Annotated in this window: 11 protein-coding genes; 7 read left to right on the forward strand and 4 right to left on the reverse strand. The window is 72.9% G+C overall.

Going from position 1 to position 17,180, the window contains the following annotated elements; genetic code table 11:
* Positions 1–106: 106 nt before the first annotated feature.
* Positions 107–1,129 carry an OmpA family protein gene (locus WMF12_RS02175; RefSeq protein ID WP_437861645.1) on the forward strand — a complete coding sequence of 341 codons (1,023 nt, stop codon included), beginning with the start codon at positions 107–109 and terminating at the stop codon, positions 1,127–1,129.
* A gap of 40 nt (positions 1,130–1,169) precedes the next feature.
* Here the strand turns inward: WMF12_RS02175 and WMF12_RS02180 are convergent, their stop codons facing one another.
* Both WMF12_RS02180 and WMF12_RS02185 read right to left on the reverse strand, forming a co-directional pair.
* A complete protein-coding gene (locus tag WMF12_RS02180; RefSeq protein WP_437861648.1) occupies positions 1,170–2,705 on the reverse strand; it encodes an ArnT family glycosyltransferase in 1,536 nt (511 codons plus the stop codon).
* The gene (locus WMF12_RS02185) at positions 2,698–4,356 is read right to left on the reverse strand and encodes a helix-turn-helix domain-containing protein (RefSeq protein ID WP_437743940.1); all 1,659 of its coding nucleotides are present in this window, start codon (positions 4,354–4,356) and stop codon (positions 2,698–2,700) included. Before WMF12_RS02185 ends, WMF12_RS02180 begins: the two co-directional genes overlap by 8 nt.
* 266 nt (positions 4,357–4,622) lie before the next feature.
* On the opposite strand from WMF12_RS02185, the gene WMF12_RS02190 reads away from it, so the two are divergent.
* The 5 genes from WMF12_RS02190 to WMF12_RS02210 all read left to right on the forward strand — a co-directional run bounded on the left by WMF12_RS02190 (position 4,623) and on the right by WMF12_RS02210 (position 9,918).
* Positions 4,623–5,846 carry a DUF1015 domain-containing protein gene (locus WMF12_RS02190; protein WP_437861656.1) on the forward strand — a complete coding sequence of 408 codons (1,224 nt, stop codon included), beginning with the start codon at positions 4,623–4,625 and terminating at the stop codon, positions 5,844–5,846.
* A gap of 33 nt (positions 5,847–5,879) precedes the next feature.
* Positions 5,880–6,317 carry a rhodanese-like domain-containing protein gene (locus WMF12_RS02195; RefSeq protein ID WP_437743942.1) on the forward strand — a complete coding sequence of 146 codons (438 nt, stop codon included), beginning with the start codon at positions 5,880–5,882 and terminating at the stop codon, positions 6,315–6,317.
* Positions 6,318–6,412: 95 nt separating this feature from the next.
* The gene (locus tag WMF12_RS02200; protein ID WP_437861680.1) at positions 6,413–7,123 is read left to right on the forward strand and encodes a glycosyltransferase family 2 protein; all 711 of its coding nucleotides are present in this window, start codon (positions 6,413–6,415) and stop codon (positions 7,121–7,123) included.
* Positions 7,124–7,408: 285 nt separating this feature from the next.
* Positions 7,409–9,553 (forward strand): HAMP domain-containing sensor histidine kinase, encoded by a 2,145-nt coding sequence (locus WMF12_RS02205; RefSeq protein WP_437861704.1) that lies wholly within the window; start codon positions 7,409–7,411, stop codon positions 9,551–9,553.
* A complete protein-coding gene (locus WMF12_RS02210) occupies positions 9,550–9,918 on the forward strand; it encodes a response regulator (RefSeq protein ID WP_012233064.1) in 369 nt (122 codons plus the stop codon). Before WMF12_RS02205 ends, WMF12_RS02210 begins: the two co-directional genes overlap by 4 nt.
* On the opposite strand, the gene WMF12_RS02215 is transcribed toward WMF12_RS02210, so the two are convergent.
* Together WMF12_RS02215 and WMF12_RS02220 are read right to left on the reverse strand one after the other, a co-directional pair.
* Complete coding sequence (locus WMF12_RS02215; protein ID WP_437861725.1) at positions 9,906–10,907, reverse strand: squalene/phytoene synthase family protein; 1,002 nt, start codon at positions 10,905–10,907, stop codon at positions 9,906–9,908. The two genes, WMF12_RS02210 and WMF12_RS02215, sit on opposite strands and share 13 nt — an antisense overlap.
* A gap of 955 nt (positions 10,908–11,862) precedes the next feature.
* Entirely contained in the window at positions 11,863–15,822 is a 3,960-nt protein-coding gene (locus WMF12_RS02220; protein ID WP_437861762.1) for a serine/threonine-protein kinase, read from the reverse strand.
* A gap of 702 nt (positions 15,823–16,524) precedes the next feature.
* Between WMF12_RS02220 and WMF12_RS02225 the strand changes: the two genes are divergently transcribed.
* Positions 16,525–17,049: a hypothetical protein gene (locus WMF12_RS02225; protein ID WP_437743947.1), complete on the forward strand. Its 525-nt coding sequence runs from the start codon at positions 16,525–16,527 to the stop codon at positions 17,047–17,049.
* Positions 17,050–17,180: the final 131 nt, after the last annotated feature.

Below are 17,180 nucleotides of genomic sequence, written 5' to 3' on the forward strand. Positions count from 1 at the left end.
ATCGCGCGCTGTGGGACGGCTCGCGACCGCTCGCGCGGCGGCGCGCGGGGAACGTTTGCCACGATTTCGTCGCGCCCGTGGTTTCGTGCCAGAGTGCGCGCGACGCATGAAAGACACGACGACAGCCGGCAGGATCCCGACGTGGCTCTCGCGGCGCTCGCCTGCGGCGGCGCGGCTCCTCGCGGCCGGCCTGCTCGGGCTGGCGACGCCGGGCTGCCTCGTCCGGCAGGGGCTGTACGACGAGGCGCGCGCGGAGATCCGGAGAGAGCGCGAGGCGGGCGACAAGGCGCGGGCCGAGGCCCAGAGCGCCCGCGCCGAGGCCGCGCAGCGGTCCGCGCAGGTCGCCGCCATCGAGGAGGAGCTGGCGCGCCTTTCGGACGACCTCCGGGCGCGCGATCTCAGGGTGTCCGAGGCGACGACGGCCGAGGCGGGGCTCGCGCGGCGGCTCGACGAGCTCGCCGCCATGAACGAGGAGCTGTCGGCGCGGCTCCGGAGCGCCGGGCAGAGCGTGGGGCAGCTCGCCGGGGAGCGGGGCAGCCTGTCGGTGGAGCTCGCGGAGACGCGGGCCAAGCTCGACGATCTGCGCCGGAAGCAGGCGGCGGCGGAGGCGCGGGCGGCCGGGATCCGCGACGCCGTGGACCGGCTGAAGGGCGCGGCCTTCGCGGGGAAGGTCCGTGTCGGGCTCCGCGCCGGGCAGCTCGTGATCGAGGTGCCGAGCGACGCGCTGTTCGCCGCGGGGAAGGCCGAGATCCAGCGCGAGGGGCGCGCGGTGCTGGCCGAGATCGCCGCGGTGCTCCGGACGATGCCGGAGCACAGGTTCCAGGTCGCCGGGCACACCGACGACGGCGGCGACGCGAAGAGCAAGAAGGCGAAGGGCGCGCGCTCCCCGTCGAGCTGGGAGCTGTCGTCGGCCCGCGCGGTGGCGGTGGTCCAGGCGCTGATCGCGGAGGGCATGGCGCCCGGGAGCCTGTCCGCGGCTGGATACGGGGAGTTCGCGCCAGCGGCGACGAACGTCACGGCGGAGGGGCGGGCGAAGAACCGGCGGATCGAGATCGGCCTGGTGATGGACCAGGAAGCGTTGGAGAAAGAGAAAGCAGGCGGCCCGAGCGGGGCGGCGCCAAGGCCCTGACGGGTCGCCTTGAGCGCCTCCGGGCGCCGCCCGCGTCACGTCACCGATCGCCCGCCTGCTCCCCAGCCGCCTCCTCTCGCCGCAGCGCGCACGCGGCGAGGATGCACAGGGCCGGCGTCACGACCATGTGATACCGGTCCTCGCCGAAGAACACGGCGTGTGTCAGCGCCACCGACGCGACCGCGAACGCGAGGTAGCCGGCGACACCCCCGTTCGCGGGCCGGCCCGGCAGCGGCAGCGCGGCGATCAGCGGGATAGCCACCGCGAGCGGCCAGAACGCGTGCCCGTCGCCGAGCACCCCGAGCGCGGCCAGCGCGAGCACCGCCGCGAGCGCGAGGAGCTGCGCGACGAGCTCCCGCCGCGGCCTCCGCCTCGGCATCGCCACGACCCCGAGCGCCGCGGCGGACAGCAGGCCGAGGTGCGACGCCGTGAGCACGCGGCGCCCCGCCGCGCGCCGCTCCTCGGGCCACGCCGCAGGGTTCGCCTCGCCGAGATAGCCGATCGGGAACGACTCGTGATCGAAGGTGAAGCCCAGCTTCCTCGGGATCAGGGCCAGCCAGCGACCTGGATCATCCTTGATCCACTGAAGCCCCGCGGCCATCCAGCAGCGGTCCTGCGCCACCTGGCCGCGCGCGATCGGGCAGCCGTCGCCCGCGCGCAGCGTCTCGAAGCGGCCCGTCGCGCGCGGGAACGCGCCGATGGCGAGGTTCCAGCCGCCGTTCGTCGAGACGAGCGCGCAGCCGTCCATCACGCGGCAGTTGCGGATCGTCCACGGCGCCACCACCGCGAGGGCCGTCGCGGCCGCGAGCGCCGCCGCGAGCGCGCCGCGTTTCCACGCGGCCGCCCCTCCAGACGCTGTCGCCGCCGTTCCTCCGGACACGGACGCCTCCGGGCCGCGCATGGCCAGCAGCGCGAGCGCCGGCGCGCAGAGCAGGCTCTGGGGCCGCACCAGCGCCGAGAGCCCGAGCGCCACGCCCGCGAGGACCGCGCCGCGGGCCGGGCGACCGCGCGCGGCGTCGCGCGCGAGCAGCCAGGGCGCCGTCACCAAGCCGAGCGCCGCGAGCGGCTCCGTCATGAGGAGCGCCGCATAGACGATGAGCCCCGGCGAGAGCGCCGCGAGGAGCGCCGCCACGCGGGCGCGCGCCGGCGTTGTCGCGTACCGGGCGAGGCGGTGGACCACGACGACGAGCAGCGCGCCGGTCACCGCGTTCGCGACGGTCGCAGCGTGCGGCCCGGCGCCGAACAGCCGGTAGACGAGGGCGAGGAACCCGCTGTAGCCGACCGGATAATGGCACCACGGGTGCCATACCGCCTGGCCCCCGACGATGAGATCGTCCGAGTAGCCGAGCCCGGCGGCGATGCGGCGCGCGCCGAAATCGTAGTAATGGCCGTCCCACACGGGCTCGCGCGCCCACGCGATCGCCACGTAGAGCCGCGGCAGCAGCGCGAGCGCGAACGCGAGCGCCGAGAACGCGAGATCCCCGCCGGCGCGTTCTGACGTGCCGCACGTGCCGCACGTGCCGCGCCCGCCTCCGATCCGCGCCGCCCCGTCGCTTCCGCGCGCCGCCTCAGCCATGCGGCTTGGCGCGCGAGCCGGCAGAGATCTCGCGCAGGCGACGCATGTAGGTCTTCGCCACCTGCGCCGGATCGAGCCGCAGGTACTTGGCAATTTCCTGAATGAATCCCTGTACGTAGACGGTCGCTGGCAGGTCGCCTATCGCCTCGTTCTCGATCGCCTGGAGGTGCGCCAGCGAGATCTTGGTCCGCTGCGAGATGTCGGTGAGCTCGACTCCCTGCGACTCGCGCACCTTGCGGAGCAGCGCGCCGCTGAACTGCGTCTCGGCGTTGATCTCGCGCGCGAGCTCGGCCTGGAGCATGGCCAGCTCGGCCGCGGCGGCGGCGTTCTCGGCGCGCACCGGGCCGAGCTGCGTGCGCGGATCGTCCGGGTAGGTCGAGAGATCGTACGCGCGGCGGCGCACCGGATCGAGGAGGGTGTCGTGCGCCTCCTCGATGCGCGCCTGCTCCTTCTGGAGCACCGCGGGGCTCAGCACGCTGACCACGGGCAGGCTCCCCTCCCGGTAGGTGTCGCGCTGGCGCTTGTAGGCGCGCCGGATCTCGTCGTCAGCGGCCGTCCGCGCGAGGCCGAGCGCCTCGTAGAGCGTCGGCGGCGCGGCGCTCTTCGAGGCGGCGGCGAGGGCGCGGGCGTGCGCCTCGGCCGGGCGGGAGTCGCGCGCGGCGAGCAGCGCGAGGATGCGCCGGGCCACGCGCTCGAGGTTGCGCGCGCTCTTCGACGTCGGGCTGTCGATGAGGAGCGGCTGGCGCCGGCGCGCGGTCAGCCACACCGCGTCGTCGTGCTCGATGTGGCCGAGGTAGTCGAGGGAGATGCCGAGGAAGCGCTCCGAGACGGCGCTCATCGCGGGGCCGAGCTCCAGGTCCGAGCGGTGCCGGGTCTGGCTGACCACGAGGTGCGGCTTCACCCGCGGCAGCTGCGCGGCCGCGAGCGACGCGACCCCCTCGTCGAACCGCTTCACCTCCATGATGAAGTCGCGCGGCGTCGCGAGCGCCGGGAGCGACGCGGCCACCTTCTCCACGAGCCGGATCTTGAAGCGCTCCTTCATGAGCGCCCGGCGCAAGGTGCGCTGGTAGAGCGCGCGGCAGAAGCGGTAGGAGTGCTCGACCGCGAGCGGCTCGGGCGTGGTGGCGCAGATGCCGACGTCGGCGTGCAGGAAGAGGTCGAGCGTCGAGGAGCCGGTCGCCGCGCCGAGGCTGACGATCACGTAGTCGACGTCGAGCTCCTGGATCATCTTCATCCAGTAGGCGGCGCGGCTCGGCCGGAGCGGCGTGGCCGTCATCGGGTCGTACGCGGTCGGGACGAGCCGGAGCCCGGGCACCGTGGTCGCGATCGGCTCGGCCTTGCCCTCCTCGATGTCCTCGCGCGTGACGAGCGGCGGCGCCTCGATCCCCAGCGCGGCGTGCAGCCCCGGGCTGTAAGCGTCGGTGTCGATGATGATCACGTCGCGCCCGAGCTGCGCGAAGTACACCCCCAGGTTGACCGCGAGCGTCGCCTTGCCGACGCCCCCGCGGCCGCCCCCCACGGCGATCACGCGGCGGGATCGCGAGCTGGAGAACGAGGTGATCTCGCCCGGCAGAGGGAGATCGTCGTCCGCCGAGCCGGGCGGGAGGGTCGAATAGCGCGGCGGAGGGTAGGACTCACCGGAGCTGGACAAGGTTCCTCTTCGTGCTCTTCGTGCGGCGCGCGGTAGTGCGCGGGCGGGATGGTGCGGCGGCGAGCGGATGCGAGCGGCTCGCGGCGCGAGTCCCTCCTAGCACGCGCCGCGCGCGGCCATCAGCGCCGCCGTCGCCGGGGCTCCGCGCCGGTGCCGAGGGCTCCGCGCCGGCGACGAGGGCCGCGCGGTCTGCCCGCCCCGCCTGCCGCAGCTCCCGCCGCGCGAGCCGCCTCGACGCGCCCAGGCCGCTGGGCTAGTCGCTCCCCGTGGCTACCGTCCGACCTTTCCGCGCTTACCGACCCCCCCAGGCCCAGGCGGCTCGCGTCGCGAGCCCGCCGTACGACGTCATCTCCACCGCCGAGGCGCGCGTCCTCGCGGCGGGAGGCCTGCACAGCTTCCTCCGCGTCTCCCGCCCCGAGATCGACCTGCCCGAGGGGACGGACGAGCACGACGACGCCGTCTACGCCCGCGGCGCGCAGAACCTCGCCGATCTCATCGCGAGCGGCGACCTCGCGCAGGACCCGGAGCCGCACCTCTACCTCTACGCCCAGAGGATGGGTGATCACCGGCAGATCGGCGTCGTCGGCTGCGCCGCGGTCGCCGAGTACGAGCAGGACGTCATCAAGAAGCACGAGAAGACGCGCCCCGACAAGGAGGACGACCGCACCCGCCACATCGAGGAGCTCGGCGCCCACGACGAGCCGGTGTTCCTCACGTACCGCGCCGACGCGGGCATCGACCGCGCCGTCGCGGAGGCCTTGCAGTCGCCGCCCATCTACGATTTCACGACCGCCGACGGCGTCGCGCACAAGCTCTGGGTCCTCGGCCGCGCGGCGACCGCCGACCTCGAGGAGCGCTTCCAGGCGATCCCGACGCTCTACGTCGCCGATGGCCACCACCGCAGCGCCGCGGCGGCGCGCGTCCACAGGAAGCTGCGCGGCGACGGCGGCGAGCACGACGTCTTCCTGGCCGTGGTCTTCCCGCACGACCAGATGAACATCATGCCGTACAACCGCGTCGTGCGGGACCTCGCCGGCCGCAGCGCGGAGGCGCTGCTCGCAGCCCTCGGCGAGCGGCTCGACGTCGCGCCGGCGAGGGACGGCGCGGCCGCCACCCCGGCCGAGCCGCGGGCCTTCGGGCTCTACCTTGGCGGCCGCTGGTACACCGCCAGGGTCCGCCCGGGGTCGTTCGACGCGAAAGACCCGGTGGCCTCGCTCGACTGCTCCATCTGCCAGGACCAGATCCTCGGCCCGATCTTCGGCGTCAGCGACCCCCGCCGGGACAAGCACGTCGATTTCGTCGGCGGCATCCGCGGCGTCGCCGAGCTCGAGCGACGCGTCGACTCGGGCGCGTTCACGATGGCGATCCACCTCTATCCCACGCAGATCGACGAGCTCTTCGCGGTGAGCGACGCTGGGCTGCTCATGCCGCCGAAGAGCACGTGGTTCGAGCCGAAGCTCCGCAGCGGGCTCTTCATTCATACGTTCTGACGAGCGCGCCGCGCCGGGGGTAGACTGCGCCCCATGGCGGACATCAAGCGTGTATCCCCCCAGCAGGCCAAGAAGCTCATCGACGAGGAGGGGTATCTCTACCTCGACGTCCGGAGCGAGCCCGAGTATGCGGCCGGGCACCCGAGCGGCGCGCACAACGTGCCGCTCATGCACGCCGGCGCCGGCGGCATGAAGCAGAACCCCGACTTCCTCGATGTGGTCGGCGCCCTCTATCCCAGAGACGCGAAGATCATCGTTGGCTGCAAGTCCGGACAGCGCTCGATGCGCGCGGCCGAGGCCATGGTGTCGGCCGGCTACACGGCCGTCATAGAGCAACGCGCAGGCTTCGAGGGGCCGCGCGACGCGTTCGGCGCGATCACCGAGCCGGGGTGGGGGCCGGCCGGGCTGCCCGTCGAGACGGCCACGCCTGGCGGCTCCTACGCCGAGCTCCGTAAGAGCGCTGGCAGGTAATACGTCCGGCGCGCACGGCCCGCGGCGCGGCGCCGAGCGTGTTGTCGCGGCGTCGATCGCGTTGCCGGAGACCGCTCGCTCCGCTAGGAATCCGCGTGCTCCACGGTGCGCGCGTCGCAGTGGTCATCCCCGCGCGGGACGAGGCGCGATGGATCTCCGAGGCGGCGGCGTCGGTCCCCGCCTTTGTCGACCACGTGATCGTCGTGGACGATGCCAGTCGAGATGGCACGGCCGAGATGGCGCGCGCGGTCGGGGACGAGCGCCTCGAGGTGCTCGTCCACCCGGAGTGCCGCGGCGTCGGCGCGGCGATCGTCGCTGGCTACCGGCGCGCTCGCGCCCTCGGCGCCTCGGCCGTCGCGGTCATGGCCGGCGACGGGCAGATGGATCCGCGCGATCTCCCGCGCGTCATCGCCCCGATCGCCTCGGGCGAAGCCGATTACGTGAAGGGCGATCGGCTGCGCCACCCCGACGTGTGGCGTGTCATGCCTCTCCAGCGGCTCGCCGCGACGGCGGCGCTCGCCGCGCTCACCCGCCGTGCGGCGGGGCTCGACGCCCTCTCCGACAGCCAGTGCGGGTACACCGCCATCTCGGCCCGCGCGATCGACGCGCTCGACCTCGACGGCCTCTGGCCCCGCTACGGCTATCCGAACGACTTGCTCGCCGCCCTCGCGGCTCGCCGGCTCCGCGTCTGCGAGGTCAGCGTGCGTCCCGTCTACCGCGGTGAGGCGAGCGGCCTGCGCGCGCGCCACGTGCTCACCATCCTTTTCCTGATTGCCAGGAACGCCATAAGGCAGTCCCTGAGCTGATCAGGAAAATCGCAGAACGCCCGCGCGCGGACGGAACGTGTGAGTGGGAGTCGATCGAATCGACACGAGCCGCTGCGCAAAACGGTCGACAACTCGCTCGTTGGTTTCATAGCAAAGCTGCCTGGCGACCTGACTCATCAACTTGGCGCGGAGGGGCTCCAGAGGCGCGAACCCCGCGGCCATGCTTCAACAAGGGGGGTGACGGACGTGGCCATCAGCCGAGCCGCCTGGGCTAGAATCTGGAATCCGGGGAGGTCGCGGACTCTATCGTTCACGCCTCGGGTCGTGGCCTATGCATTCGGCATCGAGCTGCCGTACAGCCTGCTTGTCCCGGTCGCTCACCTGCGCCTCCTCGGCGTCGTGGACTCGGCGGTCCAGGCGCGGCTACTCGGGCTGATCGGGCTCATGTACCTCGTCAAGACGGGGGGGCTGATCGCGCTTCTCGTCCACATGCTGCGCCCGATCGAGCGCCTGCGGCAGTACGCCGTGGCCCATCGCCTCCAGAGCGGCGCGGGCGTCGAGGACACGAGCAGCGGCGGCGCGGCGCCCCCGGAGGAGGTCGTCCTCGCCGCGGCGAACGCCGCCTACGACACCCCGCTCGCGTTCGCGACGGTCTGGGCCGTGTCGTGGGGGCTCCTGTACCTGCCGGTCACGATGGCGCTTTACTTCATCGCGCCGGACCAGAGCCCCCTCGGCGTCCAGCGCGGCGTCGCGCTGGCCCTGTTCGCGCTGGCCCTGTTCGCGGCCGCGCTGCCGCTCGCCTACAGCATCCTCGGCCGCCTGCTCGCCCCCGCCGCCGGCGTGATCTCGCTCATCGCGCGCGAGCGCGGCCTCTCCATGCCCGGCAAGGGTTACTCGCTCGCCGTCCGCCTCGTGATCCTCGGCGCCTGCCTCGCCATCGCGCCGACGAGCTGGATGGCGGCGATGGTGCTCGGCGAGACGGCGGGGCCGGCCAAGCCCGGCCTGAAGCTCACCCTGGCGATCTTCTCGATGGTCGCGGTCACCTGGGCGCCCGTCTGCGCGGGCTTCCTCGCCGGCGCCCTCGCGGGCCCGCTCCAGCAGGTCGCCGCGGTCATCCAGAAGATCGTCCAGCGCGGCGAGGTCGACCGGCTGGAGCGGATCCCGATCTATTTCAAGGACGAGATCGGCGCGCTGGCGGGCGGCGTCAACGCGATGGTCGATCGCCTGGAGGAGTCGTCCCGGCGCACGCGGAGCTACCTGGCGGAGCGCGAGCGCCTGCTGCAGGACGCGGCGCAGCGCGCGGCGCAGCTCGGGGCCGTGCTGGACAACCTCGTCGAGGGGGTGTTCGCGTGCGACCGCCAGGGCCGGCTGACGATGATCAACGCCTCGGGGCTCAGGCTGCTCGGCCTCTCGGGCCGCTCGGAGCAGGCCGGCCGGATGGTCGAGGAGGTGATGGACCTCGGCCGGGTGCGCCACAGCGACGGCCGCGCCTTCACGCGCGACGAGCTGCCCATGGTGCGGGCGCTCGCCGGCGAGACCATCGTGCAGGAAGAGCAGGTGCTCGCGGACGGCCGCGCGGGCCGCGACGTCTTCCTGCGGACCAGCGCGGCGCCGATCCGCAGCGAGGGCGGGGCGGTCCTCGGCGCGGTCGCGGTCGCCCGCGACGTGACGGAGCTCATGGAGCTCGATCTCGTCAAGGATCAGTTCATCCGGGTCGGCGCGCACGAGCTCAAGACGCCGGTCGCGATCATGAAGGGATACGCGCTCGCGCTCCTGCGCAACTCGAACGATCTGCCGGCGCCGCGCCGCAAGATGCTGGAGGCCATCGACCGCGGCGCGGACAGGATCAACCGCATCGTCGACGATCTCCTGGCCATCTCGCAGGTCACGCTCGACGTGCTCCAGGTCTCCGAGGAGGACGTCGATCTGAAGGAGCTCGTGCAGGAGTCGGTCGATCGCGTCGCGAAATCGGCGAGCCGCCACCGGGTGCGGCTGTCGCTCGACGCCGAGCGGCCGCCCGTCGTACGCGCCGATCCGGAGCGGCTGCGCCAGGTGCTCGCGAGCCTCCTCGACAACGCGGTGAAGTACTCGCCCGACGGCGGCGACGTCGACGTGACCGTCGCCGTCGCCGAGCGCGCGCCGGCGTCGTCGCCGCCGTCCTCCTGCGACGCCGCGCTCTTCTCGCAGCGGCACGGCGCGGCGCCGCGCTTCGAGGCGGTCGTGTCCGTGCGCGACCAGGGCGTCGGCATCCCCGCCCACAGGCAGGAGCGGATCTTCGAGCGCTTCTTCCGCGCGCACACGGACACCCGACACGACTACGGCGGCATGGGGATAGGGCTGTTCCTTGCGAAGGACATGATCACCCGCCACGGCGGCCGTATCTGGTTCGAGAGCGAGGAGGACAGCGGCAGCACGTTTTATTTCACCCTTCCACTCAGCAGCGAGGCCCCCGCGGCCGATCGACGATGAGCGACAGACACGCAAAGACGGTGCTCCTCGTGGAGGACGACGCGGATCTCGTGGCGCTCGTCTCCCTCGTGCTCCAGGAGGACGGCTACCGGGTCAAGATCGCGTGCAACGGCCGCGAGGCGCTGGCCAAGCTGGAGCACGACCTGCCGGATCTCATCCTGCTCGACATGAAGATGCCGGTGATGAACGGCCCGGAGTTCGCGCGCGAGCTCGAGGTCCGGCACGGGCGTCAGGCGCCCATCGTCGTGCTCACCGCCGCGGCGGACGCGCACCGGCGGGCGGCCGAGGTCGGCGCGGACGCGTGGCTCGGCAAGCCGTTCGAGCCGGACGCGCTCCTCTCGACGGTAAGGCGTTACACGGGGTGAGCGCGGAGGAGCTGCCGCCGCTCGGCGAGGTCGCGCCGCACCTCGGCCCAGTACCGCGCGGGGAACCGGCGGTGATCGAAGCCGGTCGCGCGGAACACCCGTGTGATGCGGGCATAACGGCGCAGGCTCCACTCCCTCATGATCTGGAGCGAGGGGTGGAGGCCGCGCGCCTCGATGAACGGCGCCGCCCGCGCGTAGAGCGCTGGCATGACCTCATCGAGCCAGTACCGCATCAGGGCCTGGTATCCGGGCGTGTCGACGCACCGTCCGGAGATCACCTGAGCGCGCGTGACCCCATGGCGCGCGAGCTCCTCCTCGGGCAGGTAGCAGATGCCGCGATCGGCGTCCTCCTGCATGTCCCTCAGGTTGTTGAAGAACTGATCGAGCCGGCCGAACTCCCCGGCAGCGTCCCAGTGCTCCTTCGTCAGGAACGGAACCAGCTGAAAGATATGGCCTGACAGCCGCACCAGCATCGTGTCGTGCTCCTTCAGGGTGCGGATGAGCAGGCTGGGCGCGTGGTAGTCGGCGAGGGCGAGCAAGTAGGCGTCCCAGGCGGCGAGCGAGCGCGGTTGCATCTCGTCCAGGTCGGGACGATCGAGCGCGGGGCGGCGGAGCCACAGCGCGTGGATGGCAGAGAGCTCGCGCGCGAAGGGGCAGCACGGATCGACGAAGCCGCAGGAACGGACGCGCCTCCACGCCACCATGAAGCGGCTGAATCGCCGCGCGTGGGGCTCGATGCGCTCGTTCTCGGCGAGGCGATCGACGATCCGGATCCAGCGGATGCGATCGAGCCACGCCCGCTTCACGTCGGGCGCGAGGCCGAGCACCCACGCGGCGTTGTCCTCGTCTTTCAACGCGTCGTCCGACAGCGCGCGATAGTGCGATGAGCCGACGATCGCCGAGATCGGCTGGTAGGGAGTCCGCTCCGATGCCGGTGCGGCAGCGGGCAGGTAGGGCGGTCGAGAGGAGATGTGTTGAGTAGGTTTCACGATGTCGAGTGCCGCACGTTGAACGTGCTTGTCGCCGGTGCGTCGCCCTGGCTTCGCGCGGTCACTGGCGATTATGGACGTAGCTCACCCTGTTTGCTTGGGGCGCCTGCGTCGGTGATGGATGGTGGCTCTCTACCGTGTAGAACTTTCCGATCCTCCGAGAGATGCGCGGTGACGCCTGTTCGCCTTCCTTTATGAGGCCTTATCGTCCCCCAGTCGACGCGGAAATTCGTCGTCCAGGGCACGGGCGCCGGAGATAATGCATGGATTCCCTGTGTGTTTTGCCGGTGTGTTGGGAACATGCCGTCAATGATCGTCGGTGTATACCCTCGGTCGGTACATTGTCCAACGGATAACGTCAGTGATCGCCTGACGTCTCGGCCCTCTCTCGCTCCGTCTCGGCGGTAGGTCGCGTGTTCTAGGCACATGGATTATTCCGGAGTTCCTGGCGGATGGCCTCTACGCCCCACGTGAGGGCGGGTGAGCGCCGGGGGCGAGCCTCTCTCTCTCTCTCTCTCTCTGCTGCTCGGTCTGCCTCGATGAGCGGCGCGACGGGAACGCTCCGACTCGCGATCGGACGCGATGCTAGACGCGCTCGTGAGAGGGGGGATTCAGCGGTTGTCATCGCGCCGTGCGTGCTGCGGTGAACGGCCCCGATCTGTGGCTGTGACCACGGTCCAAAGCGGTCATCCGCGCCAGGCGCGCCCGAGTGGCGTCCGCTCCAGACAGAGGAGATCGAGCCGCGTCCCCGCGCATTCATCGTGTTCAGACCTGCAATCGAGAATCTCAGGTTCGAAAGACGTCAGGAGCATCCTTAAGGTCAACTCCATGAATCGAGCAAGGTCGGGCCCTGGCCCGTGTCCTGCTAAAGCTGAAGGGCAGAGCGCCCGTGACGGCTTCCCCCCGCCGTCGAATGGGCGCTCTTTTTTGTGTTCTTCGTCCGGGACGCGAGGTCCTAGCGCTCGCGCAGCCGGGCCACCCGGTCGCGCCAGTACTGGAGATCGAGCGCGGAGAAGACCGCGGCGGCGCGCGCGATCTGGCGCTCGCGCTCCGGATCGCGGCGCGGGAGGTGCCGCGCGAGCTCGAAGCGGGCGCGCGCCTCCTCGACGGGCAGGCCGCGCTGCAGGGCGTCGTCGATCGCCGCGGCCCAGAGCCGCCTCGCGCGCGCGTGGCCGCCGGCGAGCCAGGCGGCGAGGCCGCGCAGGCGGAGCGAGGTCGAGCGGCCGAGGGGGAAGATGCGCGCGTACCGGCCGAGCGCGCGGCATGCCTCCGCGGAGAGGTGTGAGAGCTCGCGCCGCTCCGCCGAGCCAGGGGCGTCCTCGAGCAGCGCGAGCAGCACCTCGCACGTCGCGGCGTACCCGTACAGGCAGTGGTAGCCCGCCGGCTGTCCCTCGCGGAGCATGGGGAGCGTCCGCTCGGCGGCCGCGCGGGCCTCGCCCTGCGCGCCGCGGAGCAGGTGCCCCAGCGCGACCTGGCCGTGCGTGATCTGCTGCGTGCGGTCGCCGAGCCGCTGCACCTCGGCCGACAGCGCGTCGAAGATGGCGATCGCGCCCTCGCCGTCGCCGAGCAGCAGCCGGCACTGCGCGCGGCCGCTCTCCGCCCAGATGTGGCCCTGCGCGTTGTCGCTCTCGCGCGACGCGATCACCAGCGCGCCGTACAGGTCGAGCGCCTCCCTCCAGCGGCCCTCGGAGTACGCCGCGCCGGCGAGCAGCGTGATGCACTCCTCCTTGCGGCGGCGGTCGTGCAGCGCCTCGGCCAGCCGCTCGGCCTGGGTGAGCAGCGCCCGCGCGTCGCGGCACCGGCCCTCGCCGAGCGCCGTCAGCCCGCGCAGGCACGAGACGAACGCGACGCCTTGCGGGTCGTCGAGCGCCGCGGCGACCGCCGTCGCGCGCGCGGCGTACGCGTCGACGACGGCCTTCCACGGGACGTACCCGAACGCGACGCTCAGGGTCGCGTACCCGCGCGCGAGCGCGAGCGACGGGCCGAGCCGCGCCGCGGCGTTGGTCGCCGCCAGCGCGGCCAGGAAGGCGAGCGTCGGCTCGTTGCGGAACAGGTAGGTCTCCGACAGCTTCTCCGCCGCGAGCGACGCCTCGGCGAGGCGCTCGCGCTCGGCCGCGTCGCTCGCGACCGGGGCCGGCAGGCCAGCGACGTGCGCGAGCTGCAGGCCGAGCTGCTTCAGCGAGGCCATCGCCGGGCGCAGCCGCTCCCCGAGGCCCGCGCGGCCGCTCGCCGCGCGCTCCCCCGCGCGGAGCCACGCGGCCTCGTCCCGGGAGAGCAGCTCCAGCGCCGCCGCGCAGTGGCGCTCCGCGCCGAGCAGATCGCCGAGGTTGTAGTGGGCCTGGCCGAGCCGCCGCTCCCAGCGCGCGCGCCGGATCGGCGGCGCGCGCTCCTCCGGCGGGTGCGCGCCGTCGAGGTCGAGCGCCCTCTTGTAAAAATCCACCGCGTCGCCGGAGGCGCCCGTCGCGAGGGCCTGGGCGCCCGCCTTGTCGAGGTACTCCAGCGTCTTCTGGACGGCGCCCGCGATTCCATAGTGGTGGGCGAGGAGCGGGTACGACAGCGCGAGGCCCGGCGCGTCGCGGTGGCGCCCCTCGATCGCGCGCGCCGCGGCGGCGTGCAGGGCCCGCCGCTCCGACTCGGGGATGCCCGCGTAGACGATCTCCCGCAGCTTGTCGTGCACGAAGCCGAGCCGCCCCGGCTCCGTCTCCTCGAGCACGTGGCGGCGGGCGAGCTCCGCGAGCGCGTCCATGGCGTCGACCTCGGCGAGGCCCGCGGCGCCGAGCAGCAGGCGCTCCTCGAGCTCGCGGCCCAGCACCGAGGCGAGCCGCGCGAGCGCGAGCGCCTCGTGGCTCAGCCCCGACAGCCGGCGCGCCACGAGCTCGCGCAGCGAGCCCGGCAGCGGCAGCGGCGCGGGCGGCTGGCTCCCGCGCGCGGCGCGGGCGAGCCGCTCTGCGGCGGCGCCCTCGGCGCCCGCGCGGATCCGCCACGCGTAGGCCTCGTCCCGGTAGATCACCCGCTCCTGGATCGCGGCCCGGAGGTACTCGGCGATGAAGAACGGGTTCCCCTCCGACTGCTCGAAGAGGTACTGCACGAACGCCTCCGGCGGCTCGTCCAGGGCGAGCATGTCGCGCACCATCCGCCCGACCGAGCCGCGGTCGAGCCGCCCGAGCTCGAGCCGCGAGGCCCAGGGGGCGCCGAGGAGCGAGGAGAGCGCGGGCGACGTCTCCTCGGTCCGGTACGCGCACAGGAGGACGACGGGATGGGCCGCGAAGTAGTCGGCGTCGAGGTGCTCGAGGACGGCGCGCGAGTTCTCGTCGGCCCACTGGAGGTCGTCGAGCACGAGCAGGACGGGCCGCGTCGCGGCGAACGCGGCGAGCGTGTCGGCGAGCGCGGTCCGCAGCCGGTAGCGGGCCGCGTCCGGCGGCAGCTCGGGCGGCTCGGGGTAGCGGTCGTGGCCGTGGAGCTGGGCGAGCGACGGCTCGTGCGGCGCGAGGACCCTGCCGCGCGGACCGAGCAGCGCGTCGTAGCCCGCGGGGCCGAGCTCGTTGCACCGGTCGGCCACCGCGAGCAGCAGCGGGCGGAACGGGTGCAGCGGCGCGGCCTTGACCGCGCCCTCGCGCTCGACCTCGGCGGACACGGCCGCGCACGCGCCCGTGACCACGGCCATGCGGTTGAGCGCCGCCTGGTGCGCCGCCTCGACGGCGAGGCGCGTCTTGCCCACGCCGCTCTCGCCGCCGACGACGACGAGGCTGCCCTGGCGCCGCTCGTGGGCGCGCTCGAGCGCCGCGGTGATCTGCTGCAGCGCCTCCCCGCGCCCGGCGAGGCGCGGCCGGTACAGGTACGGCTGCGCGTTCGGCACGCGCACGCGCGCGCGCGCCGCGCCGCTCCAGTCGTGCGGCGGCGTGTCGGCCGCGCCGAGCTCGGCGAGGGCGGTCGCGACCTCGTCGGCGTAGCCGAGCCGGTCCTCGGGGCGCTTCTTCAGGAGCCGCGCGATGAGGGCGTCGAGCGCGGGAGGCACGTCGGCGACGAGCTCCGAGGCCGGGAGCGGCTCGGCGTAGAGGTGCATGGACAGCACGACGGAGCTCGAGTCGCCGAGGAACGGGACGCCCCCGGTCACGGCCTCGTAGATCATGCAGCCGAGCGCGTAGAGGTCCGCGCGCGCGTCGACGAGGTCGCCGCGGATCTGCTCGGGGGACATGTAGTCGGGGCTGCCCATCAGCCTGCCGCCCGCCTGGAGCACGTCGCGCCCGGTGTGCCCCTCGAACTGGAAAGCGAGGCCGAAGTCGAAGAGCACCGGCGTGCCGTCCGGGCGGATGAACACGTTGTCCGGCTTGAGATCGCGGTGGACGAGGCCCCGGCCGTGGACGTACGCGAGCGGCCGGCAGATCGCGCGGAGGAGCGTCAGCGCCTGGCGGAGCGCGCCGCCCGCCGCGCGGTGGAACGGGCGCGGCGCGAAGGGCTGGTACGAGCGCGGGATGATCGAGGCGGGCGCGATCTCCGCCGTCGCGGTGCTGGCCTGCGCGTTCATGGCCGTGGAGACGCTCACGGTCGGCTCGCTGCTCACGCTCCCGCGGGCGCGCCAGCGCTCCTGGTTGTGATCGCGGAGCGTGCGCCCCTCGATCAGCTCCATCGCGTACCACGGGATCCCGCCCTGGACCCCCTCGTCGAGCACCCGCACGACGCCCGGGTGCTCGACGCCCCGGAGCGCGTGGATCTCGCGGCGGATGCTGGAGACGAGGCTCTCGTCGCCCACGCAGACGGTCTTCAGCGCCGCGAGCGCGCCCGTGACGCCGTGCTGAGCGCGGTAGACGACCCCCATCCCGCCGCGGCCGAGCGGCGCGAGCACCCGCCACGGCCCGATGGACACCGGGACATCCGGAGGGTGCCTGGCCTGTCCCGAGCTCGGCGTCGTGATCATCGAGGGTCCGACGCATCCTTGGCCCGGGCCTGGATTCGCCCCAGGTGGTAGGTCAAAAGCGGCTTCCCGACATCCACGCTGGAGCTGAGTACATCCACCCGACGGCGCGCGATGATGTCACGGCGCGGCCGACCGTACAACAGGTCTGTGTGGAGGCCAGCTCATCGCACGAACGCCGCGCGGCGGGGCTGCCGCACCGACAGGCGACTACACATGAGCCAGCGGAGCGTGGCTATCGAGGCTCGCGCCGGGGCGGAGGCGCGGCGCGTCTCGAGGCGCCGTCGCCCCGCGCCGTGCCGTCGTCGCGCCGCGCGGCCGCGCGGCGCGTGCACGGAGGGAGCGCCGGCGCGCGGCCGCCCTCTGGACGCCAGCGCCGCGCGAGACACGGTGAACCCGGGACTCTGCGGAGGCGCGCTCTGCCGCCGCGGTCGTCGCCGCATGTCGAGACGCGATGTCGAGGCGAGCCGAGCCGCGCGGCGCTCGGGCGGGGACGTCTCGGTCTCTCGCGGCGAGCGGACCGCCGGGGATCGTCTGCTTTCCCCGCTTGGTGGATTCGACATCTCCGATGTCGTTGTCCCGTTTCATCGAGCTTCGACCGTGCCGTGCGATCCCATCGTGCACAGCTGAGCTCGCGGTACACGGTTTGCTCCCGGTGCGCTCACGGCCCGCGCTGGCGGCCGCACTTAGAAAGGGAACCAACGAATGAAGCATTCGACTCATCTCGGGGCCTTGTTGACCGTCCTGTTCCTCGCTGCGTGCGGCGGCGAAGGTGCAGATTCCGCCCCGACGGACAGCGCCGTGAGCTCCAAGCAGCTCAGGGATCTGACGGCCGATGACGTCCAATCCGCCTGCGATTCGCTCGCGGCGAGGGTGAAGCTCTCCAAGGAAGATGCCTGTGAGTACCTGGGCCTCGTCGCGTCTCCCGCCGTCGGGCAGCCGTGCGGCACGGTGAAGGACGAGTGCCTCTCCACGGCCGACGAGGCGGCTGCGGAGCAGGACGACCACGCAGCGGATTGCATGCCTCCGACCGAGCACCGCGCCGGCTGCTCCGCCACGGTGGCCGAGTACGAGGTCTGCTTGCTCGCCCAGACGCAGCGGGTCCGGGCGCTCACGTGCGACTCGGCGCTGAGCTCGCTCGAGACGGCTCCTCCGGAGTGTGATGCGGTGGCGCGCAAGTGCCCGCAGATCCTGGACGTGGGCGGAGATCAGGGCGCCGAGAGCCCCTGAACACGGCGCCGGGGCGCGGGCGGCCACCCATCATCGGCGATCGATCATCGATCACCGCGCTCAACGTGGACGCACGGCTCGCTGCCTGAACGAATCGCCGGTAGGCACGACACGGCCGCTTGGCGGCCGTG

This window comes from Sorangium sp. So ce363 (genome assembly GCF_051520435.1).
Classification (GTDB): domain Bacteria; phylum Myxococcota_A; class Polyangia; order Polyangiales; family Polyangiaceae; genus Sorangium; species Sorangium cellulosum_B.

Bases quoted from the DNA above. Each gene is read 5' to 3' on its own strand.
- WMF12_RS02210 (WP_012233064.1), top strand. From the start codon at position 9,550: ATGAGCGACAGACACGCAAAGACGGTGCTCCTCGTGGAGGACGACGCG.
- WMF12_RS02225 (WP_437743947.1), top strand. From the start codon at position 16,525: ATGAAGCATTCGACTCATCTCGGGGCCTTGTTGACCGTCCTGTTCCTC.
- WMF12_RS02175 (WP_437861645.1), top strand. From the start codon at position 107: ATGAAAGACACGACGACAGCCGGCAGGATCCCGACGTGGCTCTCGCGG.
- WMF12_RS02180 (WP_437861648.1), bottom strand. From the start codon at position 2,705: ATGGCTGAGGCGGCGCGCGGAAGCGACGGGGCGGCGCGGATCGGAGGC.
- WMF12_RS02220 (WP_437861762.1), bottom strand. From the start codon at position 15,822: ATGATCACGACGCCGAGCTCGGGACAGGCCAGGCACCCTCCGGATGTC.
- WMF12_RS02195 (WP_437743942.1), top strand. From the start codon at position 5,880: ATGGCGGACATCAAGCGTGTATCCCCCCAGCAGGCCAAGAAGCTCATC.